The organism is Rhodoblastus acidophilus (assembly GCF_025961575.1).
Lineage (GTDB): Bacteria > Pseudomonadota > Alphaproteobacteria > Rhizobiales > Beijerinckiaceae > Rhodoblastus > Rhodoblastus acidophilus_C.
In genome coordinates this window covers 1-25093 of record NZ_JAOQNX010000001.1, presented here as the reverse complement: position 1 = coordinate 25093, position 25093 = coordinate 1, and the positions used below count along the sequence as shown (strand labels likewise).

Genomic DNA, 25093 nt, shown 5'->3' with positions numbered 1-25093 from the left:
GAGGTCCTTACTGGCCGGCGCGCGCTCGCGCTTCCCGCGCCGCCGCCGCCTCTGCGACGCGGTGCGAGGCCTCGTTGACCTTCCAGTCGATGGCGCCCTTGCTGGTGGTGCCATCGGCGTTGAGCATGTGAACGAAATGCCGGTCGTCGAAGCAAATGGTCGATCCCGCATGCGCGAACTGGTTTTCGTGACAGGCGGCGGCGAGTTGGGATTGTTCGTTCCGGTCGAGATAGCCCTGCAGCATCGAAACCATCCAGCTGGCAAAGCCGGCCATGACCACTCCAGCCACCAACAATTGCCTCTTTTCATCGCCGAACACGCGACCGATCTTCGACCAGGGCGAGACTTTGGGCGGAGGCGGCGCCGCGACCGGCGCGCGCCGCACATAAAGGCGCGTCATGCGCGCCACCGGCGCTTTCTTGGCGATCTCGTGCTCCTGACGCTCCTGCGCCTGTCTGAGCCGCTTGATGACGTTTGCGTAATCGTAATCGCTCGTGTGGGTGATTTTATTGCTGGCCATTTTCTTATCGCAAGCTGCGCTGGGGATGCCCCCAGACTGGCTTGCGAGCTTTTAACAATCGCCCGAGAATCGTATGGGCATTTGATCGGTCTAACTCGTTCAAATGCGAGGTATTTTGGCTTCCTCGATGAAAACCGCCGCCGTCCGGCCTTCGATGGCCTCGGCGCTGAGGGCCGGATCGGGCGCGCCGTCTTCCGCCGCGGTGTCGAGCGCGCGGCGCCAGATTTTGCCGGCGCGCGCGGGCAGCGGGCAGGCGACGGCCGTCTTGCCGGCGTTGAGCAGCAGCGCCGCGCGCGAGGGGCCCACGGTGACGACAAAGCCGAGGAAATGCCGGTCGCCCTCTCGCCATTGTTCCGGGGTCAGCGGCGCGCCATCCTCGCCGAGCCATTCCACATCCGGCGGCCCGCCGTCGCGCGCGATCCCGGTGAAATGATTGTCGTCGGTGAAGGCCGGCGTGGCGCGGCGCAGCGCGAGCGCGCGTTTGGTGAAGGCGAGCAGGTTGGGATCGGCCTTTTCCCAGGCGAGCCAGGAGATGGCGTTGTCCTGCGCATAGGCGTTGTTGTTGCCGCGCTGGCTCTGGCCGAATTCCGCGCCCATCGACAGCATGGGCGCGCCGCGCGCAAAGATCAGCGTGGCGAGCAGGGCGCGCTGGTCGCGCCGGCGCGCCGCCAGAATGGTTTCGTTGCGCGTCGGTCCCTCGACGCCATTGTTCCAGGAATAATTGGCGTCGGTCCCGTCGCGATTGTCCTCGCCATTGGCCTTGTTGTGCTTGTGCGCATAAGCGACGAGATCGGCCAGGGTGAAGCCGTCATGGGCGGTGATGAAATTGATCGAGCGCGACGGCGGCTTTTTGCCCGCGAACAGGTCGGCCGAGCCGGCGAGGCGGGTCGCCAACTCGCCCCTCATGCCGGGCTCGCCGCGCCAGAATTTTCGCGCCGCGTCACGGAACCGGTCGTTCCACTCGCCCCAATTGGCGGCGAACTGGCCGATCTGGTAGCCGCCGGGGCCGATGTCCCAGGGCTCCGCAACGATCTTCAGCGCGCGCAGAACCGGGTCCTGGGCGATGGCGGCCAGCAGCGGGGCGTGGGGATCAAAACCGCTGTCGCGGCGCCCGAGCGTGGTCATCAGGTCAAAACGAAAGCCGTCGACGCCGCCAAAAACCGCCCAGGCGCGCAGGGCGTCCATCGCCAGCCGCACGACGGCCGGATGGTCCGCGCGCAAAATATTGCCGCAGCCGGCGTCGTTGATGTAGGCGGCGGGATTTTCGCGCAACAGCCGGTAGTAAGAGGGATTGTCGAGGCCGCGCAGCGAGACGATGGGGCCGTCGCCGCCGCCTTCGGCGCTGTGGTTGAGCACCACGTCGATCAGAACTTCTAGCCCCTCGGCGTGGAGGGCGGCGACGGCGTCGCGCACCTCCGCCCAGCCGCCCGGCGCCAGGCGCGGGTCGGGCGCGAGCGGGGCGATCGGGTTATAGCCCCAGTAGTTGGTCAGGCCGAGTTCCGCCAGATGGCGCTCGTCGAGCCAGGCGGCGCAGGGCAGCAGTTCGACGGTGGTGACGCCCAGCGATTTGAGATGGGCGGTCGCCGCGGGATGGGCGAGGCCGGCAAAGGTTCCGCGCAGGGTTTTGGGGACCTCGCGCCGTTTTTGCGTGAAGCCGCGCACGTGCAATTCGTAGATGATCGTGTCGGGCCAGGGGATATCGGGACGGTTCGCCGGCGCCGGATCGGGCGCGCAGGCGCGCGCCTTGGGGGCGTGGGGGCCGCTGTCCTCCGCAGAGGTCGGAAAGAACGATTCGTGCAGGCGCGGCGTATCGAACAGTTCAAGGGCATAGGGATCGACCAGCAGTTTTCGCGGGTCGAAAGAGAGGCCGCGCTCCGGCGCGAACGGGCCCTGGGCGCGAAGACCGTAGAGGGCGCCGGCTTGCAGGCCGGGAACGAAGCCATGGAAGACCGGACCCGTGCGGCCCGGCAGGCGCAGGCGGGCGATTTCGCGCGCGCCGGTGGCGTCGAACAGGCAGAGGTCGATGGCTTCGGCCGTCTGCGAAAACACCGCGACATTCGCGCCGTCCGCGACGAGCCGCAGTCCCAAGGGCTCCGGCGCGCCGGGAAGGATTTTCATGGCGCGGGATGCGCCAGGGCGCGGAAGATTTCGGCGTAATGTTTGGCCGGATGCGTCCAGCTCACATCGGTCTTCATGCCGTTGGTCTGCAGCTTCTTCCAGAGTTTCTTCTGGCGGAACAGATCGGCGCCGCGCCGCAGCGCGCCCGAAAGCGCTTCCGAGGTCGCCGGCGAAAATTGCAGGCCGGTGCCGCAGCCCGCCTGCAACGCCATTTCATTGGCGTCGATGATGGTGTCCGCGAGGCCGCCGACGCGCGCGACGATCGGCGCCGCGCCATAGCGCAGGGCGCAAAGCTGAGTGAGGCCGCAGGGTTCGAAGCGCGAGGGCACCAGAATGGCGTCGGCGCCCGCCTGGACGAGATGGGCGAGCTTTTCCTCATAGCCGAAATAGACGCCGACGCGGCCCGGATGGGTTTGCGAGGCTTCCTTGAAGGCGGCCTCCAGGCCGGGATCGCCTGACGCTAGCAAAGCGAGTTGCGCGTCGCAGGCTTCGAGGATCGGCAGGCAGCCGAGCAGCAGATCCAAGCCCTTTTGCCAGGAGAGGCGGCTGACCACGCCCACCAGAAACGCATTTTCGTTGTGGTCGAGGCCGAAGCGTTCCTGCAGCGCCTTTTTGTTGACGGCGCGCCCCGCGAAACTTTTGGTCGAATAGTGCGCGGCGATCAGCGGGTCAGTCTCGGGGTTCCAGACATGGGTGTCGATGCCGTTGAGAATGCCCGTGAGGTCACTCGCGCGTGTGCGCAAAAGGCCGTCGAGACCCATGCCGGCGTGCGTGGTCTGGATTTCCTGGGCATAGGTCGGCGAGACCGTGGTGATCCGGTCGGAGAGCTGCAAGCCCGCCTTCAAAAAACCGACGCCGCCGTAATATTCGACGCCTTCGATGGAAAAAGCCTGCGGCGGCAGGCCGAGCGCGCCAAAAGTCGCCGCGGAGAACTGGCCCTGGAAGGCGAGATTGTGAACCGTGATGACGCTGCCGGGGCGTGGTCCCCCGCTGTAATGCAGATAGGCCGCGGTGAGGCCCGCCTGCCAGTCGTGGGCGTGAACGACCTGCGGGACGAAGGCGGGGACCAGACCCTGGCCGATCAGCGCGCCGACCTTGGCGAGCGCCGCGAAGCGCAGGGCGTTGTCGCCGAAATCCTTGCCGTCGGCGCCGGCGTAGGGGCCGCCCTCGCGCATGTAAAAACTTGGGGAGTCCAGCACGAACAGGTTGAGCGCGCCCACCTTGGCGGCGAGAATTTTTGCCGGCGCGCCGAACAGATCGTCAAACTTGGCGACCTCCTCGGCCTTTTTCAGCGCCGCCATCACCGGGCGATAGCCGGGGACCAGGCTGCGCACCGCCACGCCCTCCGCCTCGAGGGCGAGCGGCAGGGCGCCCGCGACATCGGCGAGGCCGCCGGTCTTGATCAGCGGAAAGATTTCGGAGGTGACGGAAAGAACGTTCAGGCTTTTCATTTCAGGCGGTCGATCATCGGCTGGGTGATCAGGCAGACGCCGCCTTCGCTGCGGCGGAAGCGTTGGGCGTCGAGTTCGGGGTCCTCGCCCACCACCAGCCCCTCGGGGATGGTCACGGCGGCGTCGATCACCACTTTGGTCAGTCGCGCGGAGCGGCCGACATTGACGTCGGGCAGGATCACGCAGCCATTGGCGCTGGCGAAGGAGTTGACGCGCACATTGCTGAACAGCAGCGTTTCGCGCAGCGAGGCGCCCGAGACGATGCAGCCGCCGGAGACCAGCGACGACACCGCCTGGCCGCGCCGTCCTTCGAGATCGTGGACGAATTTTGCGGGCGGGGTCAGTTCGGAATAGGTCCAGATCGGCCAGTCGCGGTCGTAAATATCGAGCTCCGGGGTCACGCCGGTGAGGTCGATATTGGCGGCCCAATAGGCGTCGAGCGTGCCGACGTCGCGCCAATAGGCGGTCGTCTCCTTTTCCGAGCGCACGCAGGAATCCGAGAACCGATGCGCCACCGCCTTGCCGTGCTTGACGATGTGCGGGATCAGGTCCTTGCCGAAATCATGCTCGGAGTTCGGGTTGGCCGCGTCCTCGGCCAGCAATTCGAACAGGAATTTGGTGTTGAAGACGTAAATGCCCATGCTGGCGAGGCAGGTGTCGTCCGAGCCGGGAATGGTCGGCGGGTTTTTGGATTTTTCGACAAAACTGGTGATGCGGCGGTTCTCGTCTATGCCCATCACCCCAAAACCGCTGGCGTCGGCTCGGGGGACTTCAAGGCAGCCGACGGTGACGTCGGCGCGCATGTCGACATGCTGTTGCAGCATGCGCTCGTAGTCCATCTTGTAGATGTGGTCGCCCGCCAGGATGACGATATATTCCGGGTGGTAGTCGAGGACGATGTCGGAGTTTTGATAGACCGCATCGGCGGTGCCGACATACCACTTGTCCTCGGAGACGCGCTGCGAGGCCGGAAGGATGTCGAAACTCTCGTTGCGCTCCGCCCGCAAAAATGTCCAGCCGCGCTGCAGGTGGCGGATCAGGCTGTGCGCCTTGTATTGGGTCGCCACCGCGATGCGGCGGATGCCGGAATTGAGCGCGTTGGACAGAGCGAAGTCGATGATGCGTGTCTTGCCGCCGAAATAGACGGCGGGCTTGGCGCGGCGGTCGGTCAATTCCATCAAGCGGGAGCCGCGCCCGCCAGCGAGCACATAGGCCATGGCCTGGCGGGCGAGCGGGGCGTGAGACTGGGCCGGCATATGGTTTTCCTTGCGATTTGAGCCGGAAATAGGGTCTTGGTGTTACACTGGCATGAATCCGGTCAGTCCGGATCAAGAATCAGCATCAACGCGGCCAAGGGCGGCGCGTTCACCCGCGCGGAGGCCGGAAAATTCCGGTGTGGGTGCGGATGCGCGGTGACGCCGCCGAGATTGCCCTGGCCGGAGCCGCCATAGACGGCGGCGTCGGTGTTGAGGATTTCCCGCCAGCGCCCAGCCTGAGGCAGGCCGATCAGATAATCGGGACGCGGCACCGGGGTGAAGTTGACGACGAAGGCGACGGTCGGCGCGCCGGGGCTGCGGCGCACCCAGGACAGCACGGAATTGTCGGCGTCGTCGGCGTCGATCCACTGGAAACCGTCGCCCTCGCAGTCGCGGCCATGCAGCGCCGGGTGCTCGCGATAGAGCCGGTTGAGGTCGCCGACCAGCCGCGACAGGCCCTGGTGCGGCGCATATTGCAGCAAATGCCAGTCCAGCGCCCGGGTCTCGGTCCATTCGCTGGTCTGGCCGAACTCCTGGCCCATGAACAGCAGCTTTTTGCCGGGATGCGCCCACATATAGGCGAGGAAGGCGCGGGCGTTGGCGAAGCGCCGCCATTCGTCGCCCGGCATCTTGCCGATCAGCGGCCCCTTGCCGTGGACGACCTCGTCATGGGAGATCGGCAGGATGAAGTTTTCGCTGAACGCGTAGAGCAGGCTGAAGGTGAGCCATTGGTGGCTCCAGCGGCGATAGACCGGATCCTTGCTGATGTAGCGCAAGGTGTCGTTCATCCAGCCCATGTTCCATTTGAAGCCGAAGCCCAGGCCGCCGGCATAGACCGGATGCGAGACGCCCGGCCAGGCCGTGGATTCCTCGGCGATCATCATCGCGCCGGGATAGCGCGCGTAGACCAGTTCGTTCACCCGTTGCAGGAAGGCGACGGCGTCGAAATTCTCGTTGCCGCCGCGCTCGTTGGGCAGCCATTCCCCCGGTTTGCGCGAATAGTCGAGATAGAGCATGGAGGCGACGGCGTCGACGCGCAGCCCGTCCACGTGGAATTGCTCGAACCAGTAGAGCGCGTTCACGCAGAGAAAATTGGCGACCTCGCGGCGACCGAAATCATAGATCGCGGTGTTCCAGTCGGGGTGAAAGCCCCGGCGCGGATCCGGATGTTCGTAGAGCGCGGCGCCGTCGAAATAAGCGAGGCCGTGGGCGTCCACCGGGAAATGCGCGGGCACCCAGTCGAGGATGATGCCGAGGCCTTCGCGATGGGCGCGGTCGACGAAGCGCCTGAACCCGTCGGGATCGCCGAAGCGGGACGTCGGCGCGTAGAGGCCGACCGGCTGGTAGCCCCAGGAGGCGTCGAGCGGGTGTTCGGACACCGGCAGCAGTTCGAGATGCGTGAACCCCAGGTTTTTCGCATAGGGGATCAGCGTGTCCGCGAGTTCGTCATAGCTGAGGAAGCGGCCGTCCGGCTCCTCGGGATCGTAGGCGCGTTGCCAGGAGCCGAGATGGACCTCGTAGATCGACATGGCGGCGCGGCGCGCGTCCGTTTGCGCGCGCGCGTTCAACCATTCGGCGTCGCCCCAGGCGAAAGTGGGCTCAGGCGTCACCAGGCTGGCGGTCGAGGGCCGCAATTGCTGCTGCTGGCCGAACGGGTCGGCCTTCAGCGGCAGGATGTGCCCGGTCGCGCCGAGGATTTCATATTTGTAGAACACGCCGGGGGTGAGTTCGGGGACGAAAATCTCCCACAGGCCGGAATCGATGCGCTTGCGCATCACATGGCGGCGGCCGTCCCATTGGTTGAAGTCGCCGACCACGGAGACGCGCTGGGCCTGGGGCGCCCAGACGGAAAAATGCACGCCCGCGACGCCCTCATGGGTGAGGGCGTGCGCGCCGAGGCGCTCATAGAGTTGCAGATGCGCGCCCTCGACCAGCAAATGGTCGTCGAGCGGGCCGAGCAGCGGGCCGAAGCGATAGGGGTCGTCCCATTCCCACGCGCCCCCCGCATTTTCGGCGCGCAGGCGATAGGCGAAGGGTTTTGCCCGCGGCGTCACGCCCTCGAAAAAATCGCTGCCGCGTGAGGCGAGGGCGAGTGTTTCGCCGCCCTCGATCAGCGCGGTGACTTTTTTCGCTCCTGGGGCGTGGGCGCGGATGATGGTTCCACCCGTGACGGCATGGGGGCCGAGCACGGCGAAGGGGTCAGCGTGGCGGCCGCCCGCGAGCGCGGATATGTCGCCGGCGGGCGCCCCGCCGACGCCCGGTTTGGTGATTTTTTCCGCGGCTGGTTTCGCGGCTTTGTCCGCGGTTTTTTTGGCGCCTTGGGCGCGTGTGGGGGACTTGCTCATATCAGGCCTGCGGCCTGTTCACCGGAACTTTCCAAATTTCCTCGGCATATTCCGCGATGGTGCGATCTGAGGAGAACCAGCCGGTGCGGGCTGTGTTCAAAATGGCGGCGCGCTGCCAGGATTTCCGATCGCGCCAGCGCCGCGCCACCGCATTTTGCGCGGCGCGATAGGCGACGAAATCGGCGCAGACCAGGAAATAATCGTGGTAGGTCAGGGAATCGACCAGACCCTGGTAGCGGTGGCGGTCGTCATGAGAGAAGGCGCCGCCGGCGATGCTTTCCAGCACTTCGCGCAATTCGGGGGAGCCTTCGATGGTCTCGCGCATGTCGATGCCGCGCGCGCGGCGGGCGGCGACTTCGTCCGCCTTGAGGCCGAAGATGAAAATATTGTCGTCGCCGACGCGCTCCTTGATCTCGACATTGGCGCCGTCGAGCGTGCCGATGGTGAGCGCGCCATTGAGCGCCATTTTCATATTGCCGGTGCCCGACGCCTCCATGCCGGCGGTGGAGATTTGTTCGGACAGGTCGGCGGCCGGGATGATCGCCTCGGCGAGGCTGACGTTGTAGTTCGGCAGGAACACGACTTTGAGCTGGTCGCGCACGGTCGGGTCATTGTTGACCACGCGCGCCACATCATTGGCGAGCTTGATGATCAGCTTGGCCTGCTGGTAGCTCGCCGCCGCCTTGCCGGCGAAGATTTTCACGCGCGGCGCCACGTCGCGCATCGGTTGCGCGCGGATTTCATTGTAGAGCGCGATCGTGTCGAGGATGTTCAGCAGCTGGCGCTTGTATTCGTGGATGCGCTTGATCTGCACGTCGAACAGGGCGTTGGGGTTCACCTTGATCAGCATGCGGTCGGCGATGATGCGGGCGAGGTTTTCCTTGTTGGCCTGTTTGGCCGCGGCCCAGCGCGCCTGGAAATTCAGGTCGTCGGCATAGGGTTCTAGCTTTTTCAGGACTGAAGGATCGTCCAAGACCTCCTTGCCGAGCGTCTCGATCAGCAGCCGGGTCAGATGCGGATTGGCCTCGAACAGCCAGCGCCGGAAGGTGACGCCATTGGTCTTGTTGCAGATGCGCTCCGGGAAAATCTCGTGGAGGTCGTGAAACACCGTTTCCTTGATCAGATCCGAATGCAGCGCCGACACGCCATTGACCTTGTGCGATCCCAAAAACGCCAGCGGCCCCATGCGCACATGGCGGCCGTGGTGCTCGTCGATCAGCGAGACCGCGGCGAGTTTGCGCGGGTCGTCGAGGCCCTTTTCGCGCAAGGCGTCGAGGTGCAGCGCGTTGATCAGATAGATGATCTGCATGTGGCGCGGCAGCAGCCGCTCCATCAGCGGCGCCGGCCAGGTTTCCAGCGCCTCCGGCAGCAGCGTGTGATTGGTGTAGGAGAAGGTGGCGACGGTGATCTCCCAGGCGCGCTTCCATTCGACGCCATGGACGTCGACCAGCAGACGCATCAGTTCGGCGACGCCGATCGCGGGATGGGTGTCGTTGAGCTGGATCGCCGCCTTGTCGGCGAGCGTGTCGATGTCGCCGTTCTGTTCGAGATGGCGGCGCACCAGATCCTGCAACGAGGCGGCGGCGAAGAAATATTCCTGGCGCAGCCGCAATTCCTGTCCCGCGGGGGTGGAATCGCTGGGATACAAAACTTTGGAAATGGATTCGGCGCGGACCTGGTCGGAGAGCGCGCCGACGTAATCGCCCTGGTTGAACTTGTCGAGGCGCAGCGGATCGGGCGCGCGCGCCGACCACAGGCGCAAGGTGTTGACATGCTTGCCGCCCCAGCCGACCACCGGCGTGTCGAAGGCGACGGCCTCGACGATTTCCGCGGGTCTCCAGACTTGCGCCATGCCGTTTTTGCGCGCCACGCTTTCGACGGAGCCGCCGAAGCCGATTTCGTAATGCACCTCCGGGCGCGGAAATTCCCAGGGGTTGCCGAATTCCAGCCAGTCCTCGGGATATTCATGCTGCCAGCCCTCGGCGATGGTCTGGCGGAACAGGCCGTGGTCGTAGCGGATGCCATAGCCGTGGGCGGCGATGCCGAGCGTCGCCATGCTCTCCATGAAACAGGCGGCGAGGCGGCCGAGGCCGCCATTGCCGAGCGCCGCGTCGGGCTCGATCTCGCGCAGCTTGTCGAGATCGACGTCGAGGCTCGCCAAAGCCGCGCGCATCGGCTCGACCAGGCCGAGATTGGTGAGCGAATCGATCAGCAGGCGGCCGATGAGGAATTCCAGCGACAGATAGTAAACCCGGCGGCGGCTCTCCTTATAATTGGCGCGCACCGTGATCATCCAATTGTCGACCATGCGGTCGCGGGTGGCCAGCGCCACGGCGACGAACCAGTCACGCTCGCTGGCGGCGTTGCGGTCCTTGCCTATGGAATAGGCGAGCTTTTCGAGAACGGCCTCGCGCAGCATGGCGGCGGCGGATTCGCCGTTCAGAGCCTCGGCCTCCGGGGCGTCGTTGGGACGGTCGGCGGCGGCTGCAATGGTTTCGGTCATGTGGCTTCCTGAGAGGAAAGGGGCGATTTGCGGCCATGGTACGACCCCGGCCGGCGGATTGCCAGCGCCGCGCTTCGATTTTGCGGGCGCTCCCGCGTTGTTTTTACTACTCCAGCCGCACCAGCACGCTGTCGCTCGCGCCATTGGCGTCGATGACGGAGACGCGGGCGAAACCGGCGCCGTCCGGCGTCCAGCGCGCCTCGTGGCGCTGGGCGGCTTGCTGGATCGGCGCGCCATTGACCGTCCAGGTGAAGGGCGGGGCGCCGCCCTGGGCTTTGAGCGTCAGATCGCTCTTGTCATGGCCCTGGCTTAAACCGAGATCGATGCGCGCGCCTTCCGGCGGGAAGAAGATTTTCAGCGGATTGGCGTGGGTCGCCGCCATGGTTTTCGCGCCATGGCGCAAATGGCGCAAAGGCGGCGGCAGGTCGGCGCTGTTGCGGGCCTGAAGCACGTTTTCCGGACGCGGGACCGGTTCGTTGGCGCCGCCGAGCCGTGCGAAAGCGTCGAACAGGAGGGGCGCGGCGATTTGGCGGCCGATCAGGCCGGGAACCGGGCCATTGTCGGCGCGCCCCACCCAGACGCCGATCGTGTGGGCTTTGTCGAAACCGATGGCGAGCGCGTCGCGGTAGCCGTAGGACGTGCCGGTCTTGAAGGCGATGCGGCCGCTCGCGCCATTGTCGGGGGGCGGAGCGCCGCGCAAGATGTCGGCGATCTGCCAGGCGCTCGCCGGTTCGGTGAGGCGACGGTTTTCAGGCTTTGGCGGATCGTCGAGGTTTTCGGTGAGATCGGGGGCGACGCCGTCGCGGGCGAAGGCGGCATAGGCGCGGGTCAGGTCGATCAGCCGCGCGCCGACGCCGCCGAGGCCGATGGCGAGGCCGACGTCGGAGTTTTTGGGGAGCGTCAGTTGCAGGCCGGCGCTGCGCAGGCGGGCGAGCAGGCGGGCCGGACCGACCTCGTTGAGAAGCTGGGCCGCCGGCAGGTTGAGGGAGAATTGCAGGGCTTTGCGCGCCGTGACCGATCCGTGGAACGTGTCGTCGAAATTGACCGGGCGCCAGAGGCCGTAGCGCGCCGGGGAATCATCAAGGAGGGTTTCGGGATGGGCGAGGCCCTCGGCGAAGGCGGTGGCGTAGATGAAGGGTTTTAGGGTCGATCCCGGCGAGCGCAGCGCGCGGGCCATGTCGAGGGCGCCGGCGCGATCCTTGGAAAAATAATCGGCGCCGCCGACATGGGCGAGCACATGGCCGTTGCTATTGTCGATGACGATGATTGCTGCGGTGAGCTTTGGGCCGAGGCGCTCGCATTTGCGCTGGACCAGCTCCTCCAGGCTCTTTTGCAGGCGCGCGTCATAGGTGAGACGAAGCACGCGCCGGTCCGGCTGGGTTTTGATCAGCTGGTCGGTGACCTGCGCGGCGAGATTGGGAAAATCCTTTCGCCGGATCGGCGGCGGTTCGGCCTTGGCGCGGCGGGCGTCTTCCGCCGTGATCACATGGGCGGCCAGCGCCCGGTCGATCACCCGGTCGCGGGCGGCCCGCGCCCGCGCCGGCGCGCGGTCGGGACGGCGGGATTCCGGCGCCTGGGGCAGGGCGACCAGCAGGGCGGCCTCGCCGGTGCTCAGGCGGCGCGGCTCCTTGCCGAAATAGGCGAGACTGGCGGCGCGCAGGCCTTCGACATTGCCGCCATAGGGGGCCAGCGCCAGGTAGATTTCGAAAATCTGCTTTTTGGAGAAGCGCGCTTCCAATTGTTTGGCGCGATAGATTTGCTTGAGTTTGGCGGCAAACGTGTGGGGGGCGCGGGGTTCGAGCAGTCGCGCGGCCTGCATGGACAGCGTCGAGGCGCCGGAGAGCGCGCGGCCATGGGTGGCATATTGCCAAAGCGCGCGGGCGAGGGCGCGCAGATCGACGCCGGAATGGTTTTCGTAGCGCTTGTCCTCATAGGCTTTGAGCAGGGCGAAAAATTTGGGGTCGACCTCGTCGGCTTTCGCCGGCAGGCGCCAGCGTCCGTCCGGGGCGGCGAAGGCGCGCAGCAGGACGCCGTTGCGGTCGAGGGCGAAGGTCGAGGATGTATGCAGTGCGGAGAGGTCCGGGGGACCCATGCGGCGCTGGAGTTCGCTTTGGGCTGAGGGGATGGCGAGGCCGAGGATGAAGACGGCGACAAAAGCTTTGAGGAAGCGTGGGTCGCGGTCTGAAGCGTCGTGGACCGCCCCCGCCCTTCGAGACGGCTCCTGCGGAGCCTCCTCAGGGTGAGGGCTAATGTTGGGGTCCATCACACAGCCTGTCGGTAGCCCTCATGGTGAGGAGGACGCCGCAAGGCGTCCGTCTCGAACCACGAGGGCGGGCCTCGCATCTCACTTCTTGGGCGCCTCGACGACCACTTCGCCAAAGCCTGTGCGACCAAAACGTTCCGGCCTGTACATGTCTTCGATCAGCGCCGGGGGCTGCACGTAGCGGCCGGGGCTCACCGCGCGGACGATATAGGCCACGGTGAACGTCGCCTTTTCCGAGCCTGATCGCTCGAACGAGGCGACGAAGCGGTCGTCCTTGTATTCGGTGTGGCTGGGCTCGACATCGGCCTTGACCCAATTCAGGCCCTCGGTCGAGCCGCCGTCGTAGAGCGCGGGATTGTCGATTTCCAGGCCCGCGGGCAGGCGGTCCTCAAGGACGAGCCGGGCGAAGGCGGCTTCCGTCTCCACCACTTTGATCGTCGCCACCAGACGCTCGTTTTGCGCGATGTGTTGGGGATCTGCCGGAGAGCCGTCCATGTGGAACAGGCCGCGCTCCAGCGCATAGCCGCGACTTTCCGCAGGCTCGGGCGTCGTCGGGCGGCCCGAAATGTCGATGCCGATGCGCAGCGGCTTGTCGTTGGCATTGGTGATGGTCACGGGTTTTTTCGCCAAAACGGCGTCCTCGTAGCGGGCGCTGAACGGGCCTTGCGTCGCGGCGCCGTCCACCGCGATTTTCAGGTTTTGCGCCTGCGCCGCCGTCGCCTGCGCCGCCAGCACCAGCCAGCTTTGCTCCTGGGTCGAGCCCTCATGCAGCTTGACGCTCTCGCCATCGACGAATTTGGCCGCCTTGATCAACACCGATGGATCGGCGGCGCCTTCCGCGCCCAGCGCCAACAGGCCGGCGCCGTCGCGCAGCGACGAACCGAAGTCGGGGCGCGAGTATTGCGAGGGCTTGGCGCCGTTCAGGCTATCCGCGGCGGCGAGGAAGACGCGCGAGGCCCGCGCCTTGTCGCCCAGCAGGGCGGCGGCGCCGGCGAGTTGCGCCCGCGCCAGCGGCGTCGAAAAGACGTCGAGTTTGGCGTCGGTGAGATAGCGCAGATCGCCGCTCACCGGGCGGCCGTTGCGCGCCAGGACATAGATCGCATAGGCGAGCGGCGCGCTCTTATCGGCGTCGACCTCCGTGGTGTTGACGACATAATTGCGCAGGCGATCGAGCGCGAGGTCCATGGCTTTTTGCGGGACCTCGTAGGCGTTTTCGCGCGCGCGGGTCAAAAAGTCGGTGACATAGGCGTTGAGCCAGATGTCCTCGGGGCCGCTCGCCGACCACAGGCCGAACGAACCCGAAGAATCCTGGCGCGCCAGCAGGGTCTTGATCGCGGCGCTGATACGGGTGGGAATGTCCTCGGAGAAGGCGTAGTGGCGGGCCTGCGTGAGCTTGTTGACATAGAGCAGCGGCAGCGCGCGGCTCACGGTCTGCTCGGAACAGGAATAGGGATAGACGTCGAGCCGGTGCAACAGGGCGGCGGCGTCGATGCCGGCGAGCGGCGAGACGCTCACCGCCACCGCGCCCGTGCCCGGCAAAAAGTCCGTGAGCAAAGCGGTGTTGAGCGTCAGGCTCTCGCCCGGCGCGATTTCGCGGATGTCGCGCCGGCCCACCGGAGAGGTTCCCGGCTCCACTTGCAGCGGCAGGGTTTGCGTGACGGAGAAGTTAGGGCCAGCGAGCGACACCTGGACGGCGCCCGCGCCGATTTTTTCCGCGCGCAGCGGAATGTCGAGCGTGGTCGCCGCCTTGGCCGCGAGTTTTAGGGTGCGATGCAGATCGCCAGCCACCCCGCCTTGCGGTTGCACGTCGATGCGATAGTCGCCGGCTGCGCCCTCGACATTGTCGATGCGCAGGTTGAGCCGCGACTGATCGTTCAGCGCGAGGAAGCGGGGCAGGCTGGCTTGGACCACTACGGGGTCGCGCACGATCACATCCGCCGAGGCCGAGCCCGCCGCCTTCTTCGTCCAGGCGACGGCGGTGAGCCGCACCGTGCCGTTGAAGGCCGGCATGTCGAAGGAGACTTGCGCCTTGCCGTCTGGTCCCACTTTGACCAGGCCGGAATAGAGCGCGAGCGGCTCCTGGGTCGGCTTTTCCACGCCGGCTTCGGGGCCGCCGGAATCGCCGCCGCTGCGGATCGCGCCGCGCGTTCCCTGAAGGCCGTCAATGAGCAGGCCGTAGAGATCGCGCACTTCCGCCGACAGCAGTTTTTGCCCGTAGAAATAGCTGCGCGGGTCCGGAGTCTGGTAGCGCGTCAGATTGAGAATGCCGAGGTCGACGGCGGAGACCGTGACATAGGCCTCATCGCCTGCTGACAGGCCGCTGATCACCAGTGGGACCGTCAGCTTTTCGCGTGGGCTGGCCTTGGGCGGCGCCTTGATCGCCACGTCGAGCTTGTGCGCGGGGGCGTCGATGGCGAACCAGGCGACGCCGATGGCGCGGCCGGGATTGCGCTGCGCCGCCTTGTCCAGCGGGCGATGGGCCAGCGCCACCGCATAGGCGCCGGCGCCCCAGTCGGCGCCCACCGGCAATTTGATTTCGTTCTCGCCCTTTTTCAGATCGGCGAGCACGGTGGCGTGGGTCTTGTCGCCAATGATGGCGAGGGTCGCCTTGCTGTCGGCGCGGGCGGTGATTTTGGCCACCAGCGTGTCGCCGCTGGCATAGGCGGATTTGTCGAGCGTGAGGTCGAGCAGGTCGGGGGTGGGGGCCTTGGCTTCGCTCGACCAGCCGGAGTCGAAGCTGACGGAGGTTTGCGCGTCCTTGGGGTCCTCGCCGCGCAGGTCGAGCCGATAGCGGCCCAGCCCAACCAGCGCCGCGATTTTCGCCGGTTGGTCCTTGGTCAGCTCGATCAGGCCGGAGGCGATTTTTGACGTCGAATTGACCTGCTCAAAGGTCCAGCGGCCGTCCTGCTTGTACCACTGATAATCATTGTTCACGCGGTACAGCGTCCATTGCACATTTTTCTGCGCCTTGCGCTTGCCGTCGGGGCCAATCGCAATGACGTCGAACGTCGCCTGGGCGCCTTCGCTGAGCGTCCCAAAAGTTTTCTTCACGCCGATCAGGCTGGTGTTCGGCAGCAGCGGCACGAAAACCTGGCGCTCGATGGCGCGCCCGCCCGTCTCGCCGGCGCGCAGGGTGATCTTGGCTTCGAGCGGCCTTGTGGCCTGGGCTTCCGGCAGGGGGATTTCGACGCTCGCCTTGCCCTGGTCGTCCGTTTCGGCGTCGGTCTCGACGTCGTTCTTGATGTTGGAAAAGTCTTCGTCGGTCGTTCCCGCCTCATAGCCGGCGAGCGCGGGCAGGCCGTGGTCCTTGGCCTGGCTGATCTCGACTTCGCCCGAAATGGCGAGGCCGGCGCCGGGCGCGCCATAGAGATAGCGCAGGGTGGCGTCCACATTGATGGTTTCGCCCGGCCTTGCGTTGGCGGCTTTGGTCGCGAGCGTCATGTCCATGCGCTCGGGGATGTAATCTTCCACCAGGAACGAGGTTTCGCCGAGTGCGGGACTCTTGGGGTCAACAAAAGCCTCGACCGTCCAGCCGCCGGAATTGGCGTTGGCCGGAAGTTTGAAGGACAGGCTGCGCCCGCCCAGGCCCTGGTCGGTCGTGGTGGTGCGCAAAAATTCGACGCCGTCGGGGCGCTTGACCACCAGGGTCACCGGGGTCTGGGCGACGGCGGTCCCCTGGGCGTCGCGCAGCAGGGCGGTGAGGAACACGGTTTCGTTGGAGCGATAGACCCCGCGCTCGGCATAGACAAAGGCGTCGAGTTTGGTTGGCGCGACGCGGCCCTTCACGCCGCGGTCGGCGAGGTCGAAGGCGCTTTGTTGCAGGTCCAAAAAATTGGCGTCGGCCTTGCCGTCATTCGCCAGGATCAGGCCGGGGGCGAGCCCGCCTTCGCCGCGCGACAGGCCGGGGTCGAAGCGAACCGCCCCCTGCGCGTCGGTTTTACCTGTCGCCAGCACCTCATTGTTTTTCGCCAACAGGCGCACCTCGACGCTCGCTTTCGGCGCGGCGTCCGCGAGCGAACGGACCAGCACGGAAATGCCGTCGGGCGCGCTCAGCGCGGTGAGGCCCAGGTCGGAGACCACAAACCATTGCGTCGCCTGGGTGTCGTAGCTGTCTTCGCTGGCGAGGTCGTCGGCGGCGCGCGCGCTCATCACATAGACGCCCGGCTGCGGCGGTCCCATCGCCTCCAGCACCGGGAAATCGGTGATCACATCCTTGTTCAGCTCGGATTTGGCGTCGAGCGATCCGCTCCAGATTTTTGTTCCATTGGCGGCGCCGAGCTGTTGCAGGCGGTAGCCGCTGAGCTGGCTTAAAAAATCCTCGGAGCGGATGGTCGGCAGCAGGTTGCGGTCGCCGACGCGAAAAATCTCGACGTTGATTTTTTTGGTGTTCACCGAGACGATCGGCAGGCCTTCGGGGCCGACGCGAGGCAGCACGTAATTGCGGCCGGTGAAATGGGCGCTGGGGCTGCGGTCGCGGATGTAGAGATCGTAGTTTTGCGGATGGAGCAGGTCCTCGCCGACCTGCGAGGGCAGGCCGGCGCGCAGCGTCACGGCGTAATGCTCGCCATGCCTTAGGTTTTCCACGCAGAGCTGCTGGCTGTCCTGGGAAATGGCGGGAGAGCTCTGGCCGGCGACGGTCACGAAGGGCGCGAAATCGGTGCGGGTCCTTAAAAGGTCTTCGGAGAACTGGAAGCAGGCGCGCGGATTGGCCGATTCGTTGTCGATCGTATATTTGAGAACCCTGAAGCCATGCTTCTCGCGCATGTCTTCATAGAGCTTGCGCAATTCGGGATCGTCATGGGCTTTGAGCGCGAGGGCGTTGACGTTCAGCGCGTCGCGCCAGGAGTCGCGTGTGGCGTAGACTTGGCCGATCAGGGCGAGGGCGTTGGCCTCGTCGGCGCCATTTTTCGCTTTTTGGTAGGCGAGCCAGGCCGCGGCCTGCGCCAAATCCTTCTGCTTGCCTTCGTCAAAATCTTTTCGCGAGGCGGCGGAGAGTTCGGCGCGCCCGAGCGCCAGCCACAGGGACGAATCGTCGGGGGTGGCGGCGGCGAGCGCCTGGAGCAGCGTGATCTGTCGTGGAATATCGTTGCGCAGCGCGGCTTCGGTGAACTGGCGGCGCAGCTCCGCGGGCGGCGTGCCGGCGCGCAGCTCCTTGGTGTCGTCCTGGGCCTTTTGCGCGAGCTGGTCGCCTTCGGAAGCGAGATCGTCGTTCACATAGATTTTCGCCGGCGGCGCTTTGGCCGGCTTGGGCGGCGCGGCTGCGGCGGTGCTGACGGCGAGGAAAAAAACGGCGGCAAGGCGAAGGCTGAAAAACGGGCGCATGGACGCTCCCTTTCAGGAAAAGCGCGCCATTATTTCCCTGCGCTGGCCGATCGGCAAGCGCATCCTGCGTTCACGCTTTCGAGACGTCCGGGGCGGGTTCGCCCTCGCTTTGCAAGGCCAGCCGCTCGATCAGGCGGCGCCTGGCGCGGTTGACGCGGCTTTTGATGGTGCCGACGGCGACGCCGCAGATCTCGGCGGCCTCCTCATAGGAAAAGCCGGAGGCGCCAATCAAGACCAGGGCTTCGCGCTGGTCGGCGGGCAACTGGTCGAGTTCGGCTTTGAAATCGGTGAAATCGAGATGCGACATCTGGTCGGGCATGGCCACCAGCCGCGCCGCCGCCTCGCCGTCGACATCCTGAACCTCGCGCCGCGCCTTGCGGTACTGGCTGAAGAAGGTGTTGCGCATGATGGTGAACAGCCAGGCGCGCATATTGGTGCCATGGGTGAACGAATCGGCGTTGGCCCAGGCCTTGACCAGCGTGTCCTGCACCAGATCGTCGGCGCGGTCAGCGATCCCCGACAGGGACAAGGCGAAGGCGCGCAGGGACGGAATCTCCGCCAGCAGCTGCTCTTTCAGGCCGGGCGCCTTGCTGTGATTCATGCGGGGTCGTTGCCCTCGTCCTCGTGTCCGACGCTTTCAAGCTCGCCATTCTCAAGCTGGTCCAGAAGCAGCTTGAAACGGTCCGGCACCGGTTCGCGCACGGCGGAATCGTAGAATTCCCGAAGCTTGCGGCCGATGTGAGCCTGCAGCAGCGGCTCCAGGCCGATGTCCGCGCGGTTGTTGTTGCTGTTGTCCGTCATGGGCCGAGCGTCGGTTTTGCGACTTGAGCGTCGCGAAAGGCTTGTGTGCAGAACGCGCCCGGCGCCAATTCGTTCCGGGCGCGCGCTAGCGGGGTGACGCAGTCTAACCTATATCTCGTCGCCTGTATTGGTGTATTGTCCTTTCGAGGGCAGAGGACTCGGAATGTCGGCGGCCAAGGTAATTTTCGAGCAAATGCCTCACTTGAGGCGATTCGCGCGAGCGCTGACGGGTTCGCAGGCTGCGGGCGACGCGGCGGTCGAAGCCATGCTGGAGCGTCTGGTGGCGACGCCCCGCCTGTTCGATCCGCAGGCCGACGGGCGCGAGGAATGTTTTCGGCTGTTCTCGCTGGTCTGGAACGCGCGCAAGCCGGCATCGGTTGCGTCCGAACCGTCATTGGCCGCGCCCGACCGCCGCATCGAGGCGCTGGGGCCGGTGGCGCGACAGGTTTTTTTGCTGACGGCGGTCGAAGAGTTCACGCCGGGACAGGCGGCGCGCATCCTCGATATTCCCAAGGAAAAGGTTGTCGCGCTGATCGGCGAGGTCGGCCGCGCGCTGTCCGCGCAGGTGGCGGCGAAAGTCGCGATCATCGAGGACGAGCCGATGATCGCCATGGACCTTGAAGCGATCGTCTCCAGCCTCGGCCATCAGGTGGTGGGGCCGGCGCGCACCCACAGCGAGGCGGTGGCGTTGGCGCAGGCCGAGAATCCCGGGCTGGTGCTCGCCGACGTGCGTCTCGCCGACGGCAGTTCGGGCCTGGAGGCCGTGAACGAAATTCTGGAGAGCTGCGCCACGCCGGTGATTTTCATCACCGCCTTTCCCGAAAGCCTGCTCACCGGCGAGCGGCCGGAGCCGACTTTTCTGATCTCAAAACCGTTTCGCGCGGAGACGGTGAAGGCTTTGGTCAGCCAGGCCCTGTTCTTCGCCGAACAGGCGCGGCCGGCGCAGCGGCGGTCGGCTTAACCCCTCATCTCGCGGCTGAACCCCTCATCCGGCGCGCTTTCGCGCGCCACCTTCTCCTGCAAGGGGAGAAGGAAGATACGCCCAGCATCGTGTTATATCGGGATATCGCCGCTGGAACGGCTCAGTGCGAGAACAGCGTCGGCGCCGTCATGTGCTTGAGCAGGTAGCGCGAGCCGCTGCCGCGCGCGAACAGCGGATAGCGGAACCCGCCAAAGGCGCCCACCACCAGCAGGTCCGCGCCATGGTCCGCGGAGCGGTTGAGCAGCGCGTCCATCAGCCCGATCTCGCCGAGGGTGATCTGCTCGGTCCTCGCCTTCAGGCCGTGGGCGTCGAGATGGGCGGCGGCGAGCGCCAGCGATTGCTTGCGATAGGCGAGACCCTGCTCGTCGCCGGCCTTGGACAGGCTGACGATCAGCGGTTCGGCCCCGGGGGCGACCAGCGGGACCGCGTCGCTGAAGGCGCGGGCGGAGCAGCGCGAATCCGACCAGGCGAACACCGGCCGCGCGCCGACGCTGTCGAAGCCGCCGGCATAGGGGACGATCAGCGCGGGGCGGCCGGATTGCACGATGATCTGTTCGAGCAGGTCGGGCGGGATCAGCGAATTGTCGGGCATGCGCTGGCCGAGGACGACCAGGTCGAAATGTCGGGCGTAATCGACGAATTGCGGCGTCAAATCCTCTTCCGCGCCGCGGTTGAGGTCCTGGTAATGCGCGTCCACGCCCTCGGTCGCGTTCAAAAATGTGGCGCGGGCGATCTCGCCGGCCTCCTTATAGGCCTTTGGCGGCCATTCCGAGGCGACGCCGACCCGGTGCGGCTCGGCGATCTGCGAAAACAGGCCGGTGAGGCGCGCGCCCGCGCGCCGCGCCAGGTCGACCGTGAGCTTGAGCCGCGCCTCGCAGCGCGGGCTGGCGGTGAGATGAATCAGGATCGAGCGCAATGCCATGGGATCAAGCCAAATGTTGCAGGAAGGGATTGTGGCGGCGTTCCTCGCCAATGGCGCCCATCGGTCCATGGCCGGGAATGAAGGCCATGGAATCCTCGAGCGTGAGAATTTGCGCGGCGATCGAGCGCATGAACAGCGCGTGGTCGCCGCCGGGCAGATCGGTGCGGCCGATCGACCCCTGGAACAGCACGTCGCCGACGACGCAGAAATTCATGGGCGTGTTGATGAACAGCACGCTTCCCGGCGTGTGGCCGGGGCAATGACGGATGTCGAAACTGGCCTCGCCAAAGCTCACCACATCGCCATGGGCGAGCCAGCGGTCAGGGGTGACATTGCGGCAGGGGAAGCCGAACATTGCGGAGGCCACATCCTGCTTGTCGAGCAGGAACTTGTCGCCGATATGCGGGCCTTCGATGGGCGTTCCGAGCTTTTCGCGCAATTCGGCGGCGCCGCCGGCGTGGTCGGCATGGCCGTGGGTGAGCAGGATTTTTTCAACCTGCGCGCCGGTCTGCTCGATGGCGCGCAGGATCAGCGGCACGTCGCCGCCGGGATCGACCACGGCGGCCTTGTTGCTGGTTTGGCAAATGAGCAGGGAGCAATTTTGCTGAAAGGGCGTTACCGGAACGATGGCGACCTTGATTTGCGTCATGAACTCCCCCGCGCCGGCTGTGACCCGCGATCATAGCCGCGCTTCGGGGCGACGCAATGCCGGCTGACCCGGATTCTCCCCCTTCCCCTGTGGCAAAATTGACGTTGATGGGGGAAATCGCCCCTGCTGCGGCTTTGGTTTCATGGAAAGGGCGTGGACGCCGGGCCCTTTTGTTCATAAGTTCTTGAATTCGGCCCGGCGTAACAAGAAAAAGCATGTCCGCCGGCGGGAGGAAGGCCAAGGTCAGAGACAGGCCCGCATGTCGGAGCGTGAAGATGAATCGTTTTGCCTATCAGTTCTATGAAATGGCGCAGCTGGCGCTGGCGCCGGCGCGCGCGGTTTCCGACCTCACCCGTTTGACCTTCAAGAATCCGGTCAATCCCCTCGCCTATACGCCCATGGGCCGCAACATCGCGGCTTCAGCCGAATTGTTCGAGCGCGTCACCCGACGCTACGGCAAGCCGGCCTTCGGCATCGAAAGCGTCTTCGTCAACGGCGAGGAGGTCGCCGTGACCGAGGAGGTGGTGCTGGTCAAGCCGTTCTGTCACCTGCTGCATTTCGTCAGGGACCTGCCGGCGGGCTCGGCGCCGCAGTCGCGGCTGCTGATCGTCGCGCCGATGTCGGGCCATTACGCCACGCTGCTGCGCGGCACGGTCGAGCAATTCCTGCAGACGCATGACGTCTATATCACCGACTGGGTGGACGCGCGCATCGTGCCGCTGAGCCTGGGGAAATTCGACCTCGACGATTACATCGATTACGTCGCGGACTTCTGCGAATATCTCAGCACGGCGGAGGAAACCCCGTTCCATGTGCTGGCGGTGTGCCAGCCGTCGGTGCCGGTGCTGGCGGCGGTGGCGCGCCTGGAGGCGGAGGACAGCCCGCATGTGCCGGCGTCGATGACGCTGAAGGGCGGGCCGATCGACACGCGCCGCAGCCCGACGGCGGTGAACAAGCTCGCGGAAAAGCGCGGTCCCGCCTGGTTCCGGCGCAATTGCATCCACGTGCTGCCCTTCCCCTATCCGGGCGTCGGCCGTTACGTCTATCCCGGCTTTCTGCAGCTCTCCGGCTTCATGGCGATGAATTTCGATCGCCACGTCAACGCTCATCTGGACATGTTCAATCATCTCGTCCAAGGCGACGGCGATTCCGCGGAAAAGCATCGCGAATTCTATGACGAATATCTGGCGGTGATGGACCTGACGGCGGAGTTTTATCTGCAAACCATCGACACCGTCTTCGTGCATCACGCTTTGCCCAAAGGCGAGATGCTCCACAAGGGCGAAAAGGTCGATCTCAAGGCGATCCGCCGCGTCGGCCTGCTCACCGTCGAGGGCGAGAAGGACGATATTTCCGGCGTCGGCCAGACCCAGGCCGCGCAGGACCTGTGCTCGAGCATCCCCGAGCAGATCCGCCACCATCATTTGCAACAGGATGTCGGCCATTACGGGGTGTTCAACGGCTCGCGCTTCCGCAAGCATATCGCGCCGAAAGTCTGCGCCTTCCACAAGACCGTGGAAGAGGCGGGGCTGTTCCCCGCCTGAGGCGCTGCGCGCAAGAAAACCGATGAGGCGGCCGGGGATGAAGCTGGAACAGGCGACCCCGGCTGCGCCCGCATTTGGGCCGCGGATGTCTGGGGCCGCTCAGTCCCCGTGCGCGCCCGCCAGGGACATGAGACGGACTTTTAAGTTCAAAGGCGCCATTTTTTAGAAAAGTCTATAGCTCATCGCGTCGAATATTAGGCAGCGCTGGCGGAGCCCTGTTTTGCCGAGCTTAACTTAAGCTGAACGTTGCGTCGCATCAGCGACATAACTGCGCCGCCGCTTTGCCAACTTTCTGAATAGACGGCGTGACGGCGACGAAGAAACGCCTTGCCAAGGCTGTTTTGCAAAAGTAGTGGATTGCCATCCATTCATCATTCCATGAGGGCGGGTTCGCCATGGGCGTCGCACAACTTTCCCTTGAAGGCGCGGACACGGCGCCGGGCGATCAGGTGATCCGCAATCTTTCGGGCGAGCGTTTCGAATTCTTTCCGATCGACCTCGGGTTTCGCACCGAGATCAGTGGTCTCTACGTGATCGCACATGAGTTCGGGCGTTGCGCCAATGGCGATCTTCAGCTCGGAATCGGCGACCGCGTCGCCTTCGACGGCTATTTCACCGCGCTCTACGAACGCGATCTCGCGCCCCTGCTCGCCGGTCGTCCGCTTGAATTGCGGCTGGCGCTGCAGGGCGAGGGACGCGTCGAGCTGTGGCATTGCGCCGACGAGGGCGAGCCGCGCCTGCGTCACGCCGCGACCGTGGAGGCTGAGAACACCCAAGAGATCTGCATTCCCTTCGCCTTGCAGCCGAGCGAGCAGATGCGCGGGCGCTGGTGGTTCGAGTTGAAGGCGCATCGCGCCGGCCTGCGCCTGTCCGCCGCCGGCTGGCGCATCGTTGCCGCGCCGCCGCCGCCGGTTCGTCCGGAAATCGTCATTTGCACGTTCAAGCGCGAGACCCAGGTCTCGCGAAACGTTTCGCTGTTGCAGCGCTTGCTGTCCGCGGCCGACGTGGATTTCGGCGTCACCGTGATCGACAATGCCGGGACGCTCGCCCGCGATCCCGAATGGGGCGAGCGCATAAAAATGATCGCGCAGCGCAACACCGGCGGCGCCGGCGGGTTTTCGCGCGGCATTCTCGAAACGCTGCGCGCGGGACGGGCGAGCCATATCATCCTGATGGACGACGACGCCGAAATCGACGGCGCCTCGGTCCTGCGCATGATCAATCTGTTCCGGCTCGACCCGCGTCCCGAGGTGTTTTATGGCGGGGCGCAGCTCGACGTGTTCGACCCCTGCCGTCTCGCCGACGCCGGCGCCTTCTGGCGCCCGTCCGAGTTCGAAAAGGTCGATGCGCGCCTGCCGCCCTGCGACCTCACGACAGAGGAGGCGAAAGACGCCCTGCTGGCGCCGAGCCGCACCAATTTTAACGGGTTCTGGTTCTTCGGCGGCGCGGTCGATGCGTTCCGCCGCTTCGGCATGCCGTTGCCCTGTTTCGTCCATCTCGACGATGTCGAATATGGCGTGCGCGTCGTCCAGCAGGGCGGGCGGATCGTCGCGCCGGTCGGCGTGGCCATCTGGCACGAGCCCTATTACGCCAAGCTCGAAGGCTGGTTCGCTTATTACAACATTCGCAACGAGCTGATCCGCTATTGCATCCAGACCGAGACGAAGCTCAAGCCCTGGCGCGTGCTGCGCCGGCTGCACAAGCGGCATCGCGGCTTCGTGCTGACCCAGCAATATGGCGCGGCGGCGCTGTTGTCCCTCGCCATGGACGATTTTTTGCGCGGGCCCGAGCTGTTGCTGCGGGACGATCCCGAGCAGGTCCATATGAGGGTGATGGCGCATTACCGCAGCCGCAACGCCAATGCGCGCGTGGCGACGCTCGACGAATTCGGCGGGAGCTGGCGCCCGGCGCGTCGCGCGCGCGGCTTGATTCGGCGCCTGGTCGCCGCGCTCAGCTTCAACGGCCATCTGCTGCGCCCGCGTTCGCTGATCCAGGAGACTTGCGTGTTCCCCAACCGCAGCGCCGTGCACCAGCGCGCGCTGTACCGCTTCGCGCGCTGGGCCTATTGCGAGTCGGGCTCCGACAAGCTGCAGGTTTTTGAGATGGACCGCGGCCTGTTCCGCGCCTGCATGGGCGCGATGGCGCGGGCGGAGGCGCGCTTCGCGCTGAAATTCGGTTCGGTCGCCCGGCGCTGGCGCGAAAGCGCGCCGGAGCTGCGTTCGCTCGACTATTGGGAAAACTTCAAGTTTTAGAGCATTTTCGAGCGAAGTGGGCGCCGGTTCGCGTGAAGAAAATGCGTCAACGAAGAGCTCTGACGGGCTGATACTAACGGCCCTCATGTCTGACCCACATGCGCCCAGTCGCGCATTCCGATTGAGGTGATGACGTCTGGCAGATCGGTGAGCTTGTTCCAGGCG

The 25093-nt window shown here is 65.5% G+C and carries 16 protein-coding genes; 3 read left to right on the top strand and 13 right to left on the bottom strand.

The annotated features are described in order from the left end of the window. Window positions 1-7: 7 nt before the first annotated feature. The 10 genes from M2320_RS00080 to M2320_RS00035 all read right to left on the bottom strand — a co-directional run bounded on the left by M2320_RS00080 (window position 8) and on the right by M2320_RS00035 (window position 18579). Window positions 8-520: a hypothetical protein gene (locus tag M2320_RS00080; protein ID WP_264595557.1), complete on the bottom strand. Its 513-nt coding sequence runs from the start codon at window positions 518-520 to the stop codon at window positions 8-10. A 99-nt stretch (window positions 521-619) separates the two neighbouring features. Then, entirely contained in the window at window positions 620-2638 is a 2019-nt protein-coding gene (gene glgX / locus M2320_RS00075) for a glycogen debranching protein GlgX (RefSeq protein ID WP_264595556.1), read from the bottom strand. Further along, window positions 2635-4089, bottom strand: coding sequence for a glycogen synthase GlgA (gene glgA, locus M2320_RS00070; protein ID WP_264595555.1), 1455 nt, complete (start codon window positions 4087-4089; stop codon window positions 2635-2637). The genes glgX and glgA overlap by 4 nt, the downstream gene beginning before the upstream one ends. Continuing rightward, entirely contained in the window at window positions 4086-5345 is a 1260-nt protein-coding gene (glgC, locus tag M2320_RS00065; protein WP_184426894.1) for a glucose-1-phosphate adenylyltransferase, read from the bottom strand. Before glgC ends, glgA begins: the two co-directional genes overlap by 4 nt. A gap of 62 nt (window positions 5346-5407) precedes the next feature. After that, window positions 5408-7690 (bottom strand): 1,4-alpha-glucan branching protein GlgB, encoded by a 2283-nt coding sequence (glgB, locus tag M2320_RS00060; protein WP_264595554.1) that lies wholly within the window; start codon window positions 7688-7690, stop codon window positions 5408-5410. Window position 7691: 1 nt separating this feature from the next. Beyond that, window positions 7692-10193: a glycogen/starch/alpha-glucan phosphorylase gene (locus M2320_RS00055; RefSeq protein ID WP_264595553.1), complete on the bottom strand. Its 2502-nt coding sequence runs from the start codon at window positions 10191-10193 to the stop codon at window positions 7692-7694. Window positions 10194-10299: 106 nt separating this feature from the next. Continuing rightward, on the bottom strand, window positions 10300-12456 hold the full coding sequence (gene pbpC, locus M2320_RS00050) for a penicillin-binding protein 1C (protein ID WP_264595552.1): 2157 nt from the start codon (window positions 12454-12456) through the stop codon (window positions 10300-10302). An 81-nt stretch (window positions 12457-12537) separates the two neighbouring features. After that, on the bottom strand, window positions 12538-17778 hold the full coding sequence (locus M2320_RS00045; RefSeq protein ID WP_264595551.1) for an alpha-2-macroglobulin: 5241 nt from the start codon (window positions 17776-17778) through the stop codon (window positions 12538-12540). A 70-nt stretch (window positions 17779-17848) separates the two neighbouring features. Further along, a complete protein-coding gene (locus M2320_RS00040) occupies window positions 17849-18379 on the bottom strand; it encodes a sigma-70 family RNA polymerase sigma factor (RefSeq protein WP_184426905.1) in 531 nt (176 codons plus the stop codon). Then, the gene (locus M2320_RS00035; RefSeq protein ID WP_184426907.1) at window positions 18376-18579 is read right to left on the bottom strand and encodes a NepR family anti-sigma factor; all 204 of its coding nucleotides are present in this window, start codon (window positions 18577-18579) and stop codon (window positions 18376-18378) included. The genes M2320_RS00040 and M2320_RS00035 overlap by 4 nt, the downstream gene beginning before the upstream one ends. A 163-nt stretch (window positions 18580-18742) precedes the next feature. Here M2320_RS00035 and M2320_RS00030 point away from each other — a divergent pair, with 163 nt between their 5' ends. After that, entirely contained in the window at window positions 18743-19540 is a 798-nt protein-coding gene (locus M2320_RS00030; protein WP_264595550.1) for a response regulator, read from the top strand. Window positions 19541-19661: 121 nt separating this feature from the next. Here M2320_RS00030 and M2320_RS00025 read toward each other — a convergent pair whose 3' ends face one another. Beyond that, on the bottom strand, window positions 19662-20483 hold the full coding sequence (locus M2320_RS00025) for a universal stress protein (protein WP_264595549.1): 822 nt from the start codon (window positions 20481-20483) through the stop codon (window positions 19662-19664). Window positions 20484-20487: 4 nt separating this feature from the next. Beyond that, window positions 20488-21132, bottom strand: coding sequence for an MBL fold metallo-hydrolase (locus M2320_RS00020; RefSeq protein ID WP_264595548.1), 645 nt, complete (start codon window positions 21130-21132; stop codon window positions 20488-20490). 275 nt (window positions 21133-21407) lie between these two features. Here M2320_RS00020 and M2320_RS00015 point away from each other — a divergent pair, with 275 nt between their 5' ends. Next, on the top strand, window positions 21408-22676 hold the full coding sequence (locus M2320_RS00015; RefSeq protein WP_264595547.1) for a polyhydroxyalkanoate depolymerase: 1269 nt from the start codon (window positions 21408-21410) through the stop codon (window positions 22674-22676). A gap of 194 nt (window positions 22677-22870) precedes the next feature. Here M2320_RS00015 and M2320_RS00010 read toward each other — a convergent pair whose 3' ends face one another. Continuing rightward, window positions 22871-23044 (bottom strand): hypothetical protein, encoded by a 174-nt coding sequence (locus M2320_RS00010; RefSeq protein WP_264595546.1) that lies wholly within the window; start codon window positions 23042-23044, stop codon window positions 22871-22873. A 27-nt stretch (window positions 23045-23071) separates the two neighbouring features. On the opposite strand from M2320_RS00010, the gene M2320_RS00005 reads away from it, so the two are divergent. Continuing rightward, window positions 23072-24928, top strand: coding sequence for a glycosyltransferase (locus M2320_RS00005; RefSeq protein WP_264595545.1), 1857 nt, complete (start codon window positions 23072-23074; stop codon window positions 24926-24928). Window positions 24929-25093 lie beyond the last annotated feature (165 nt).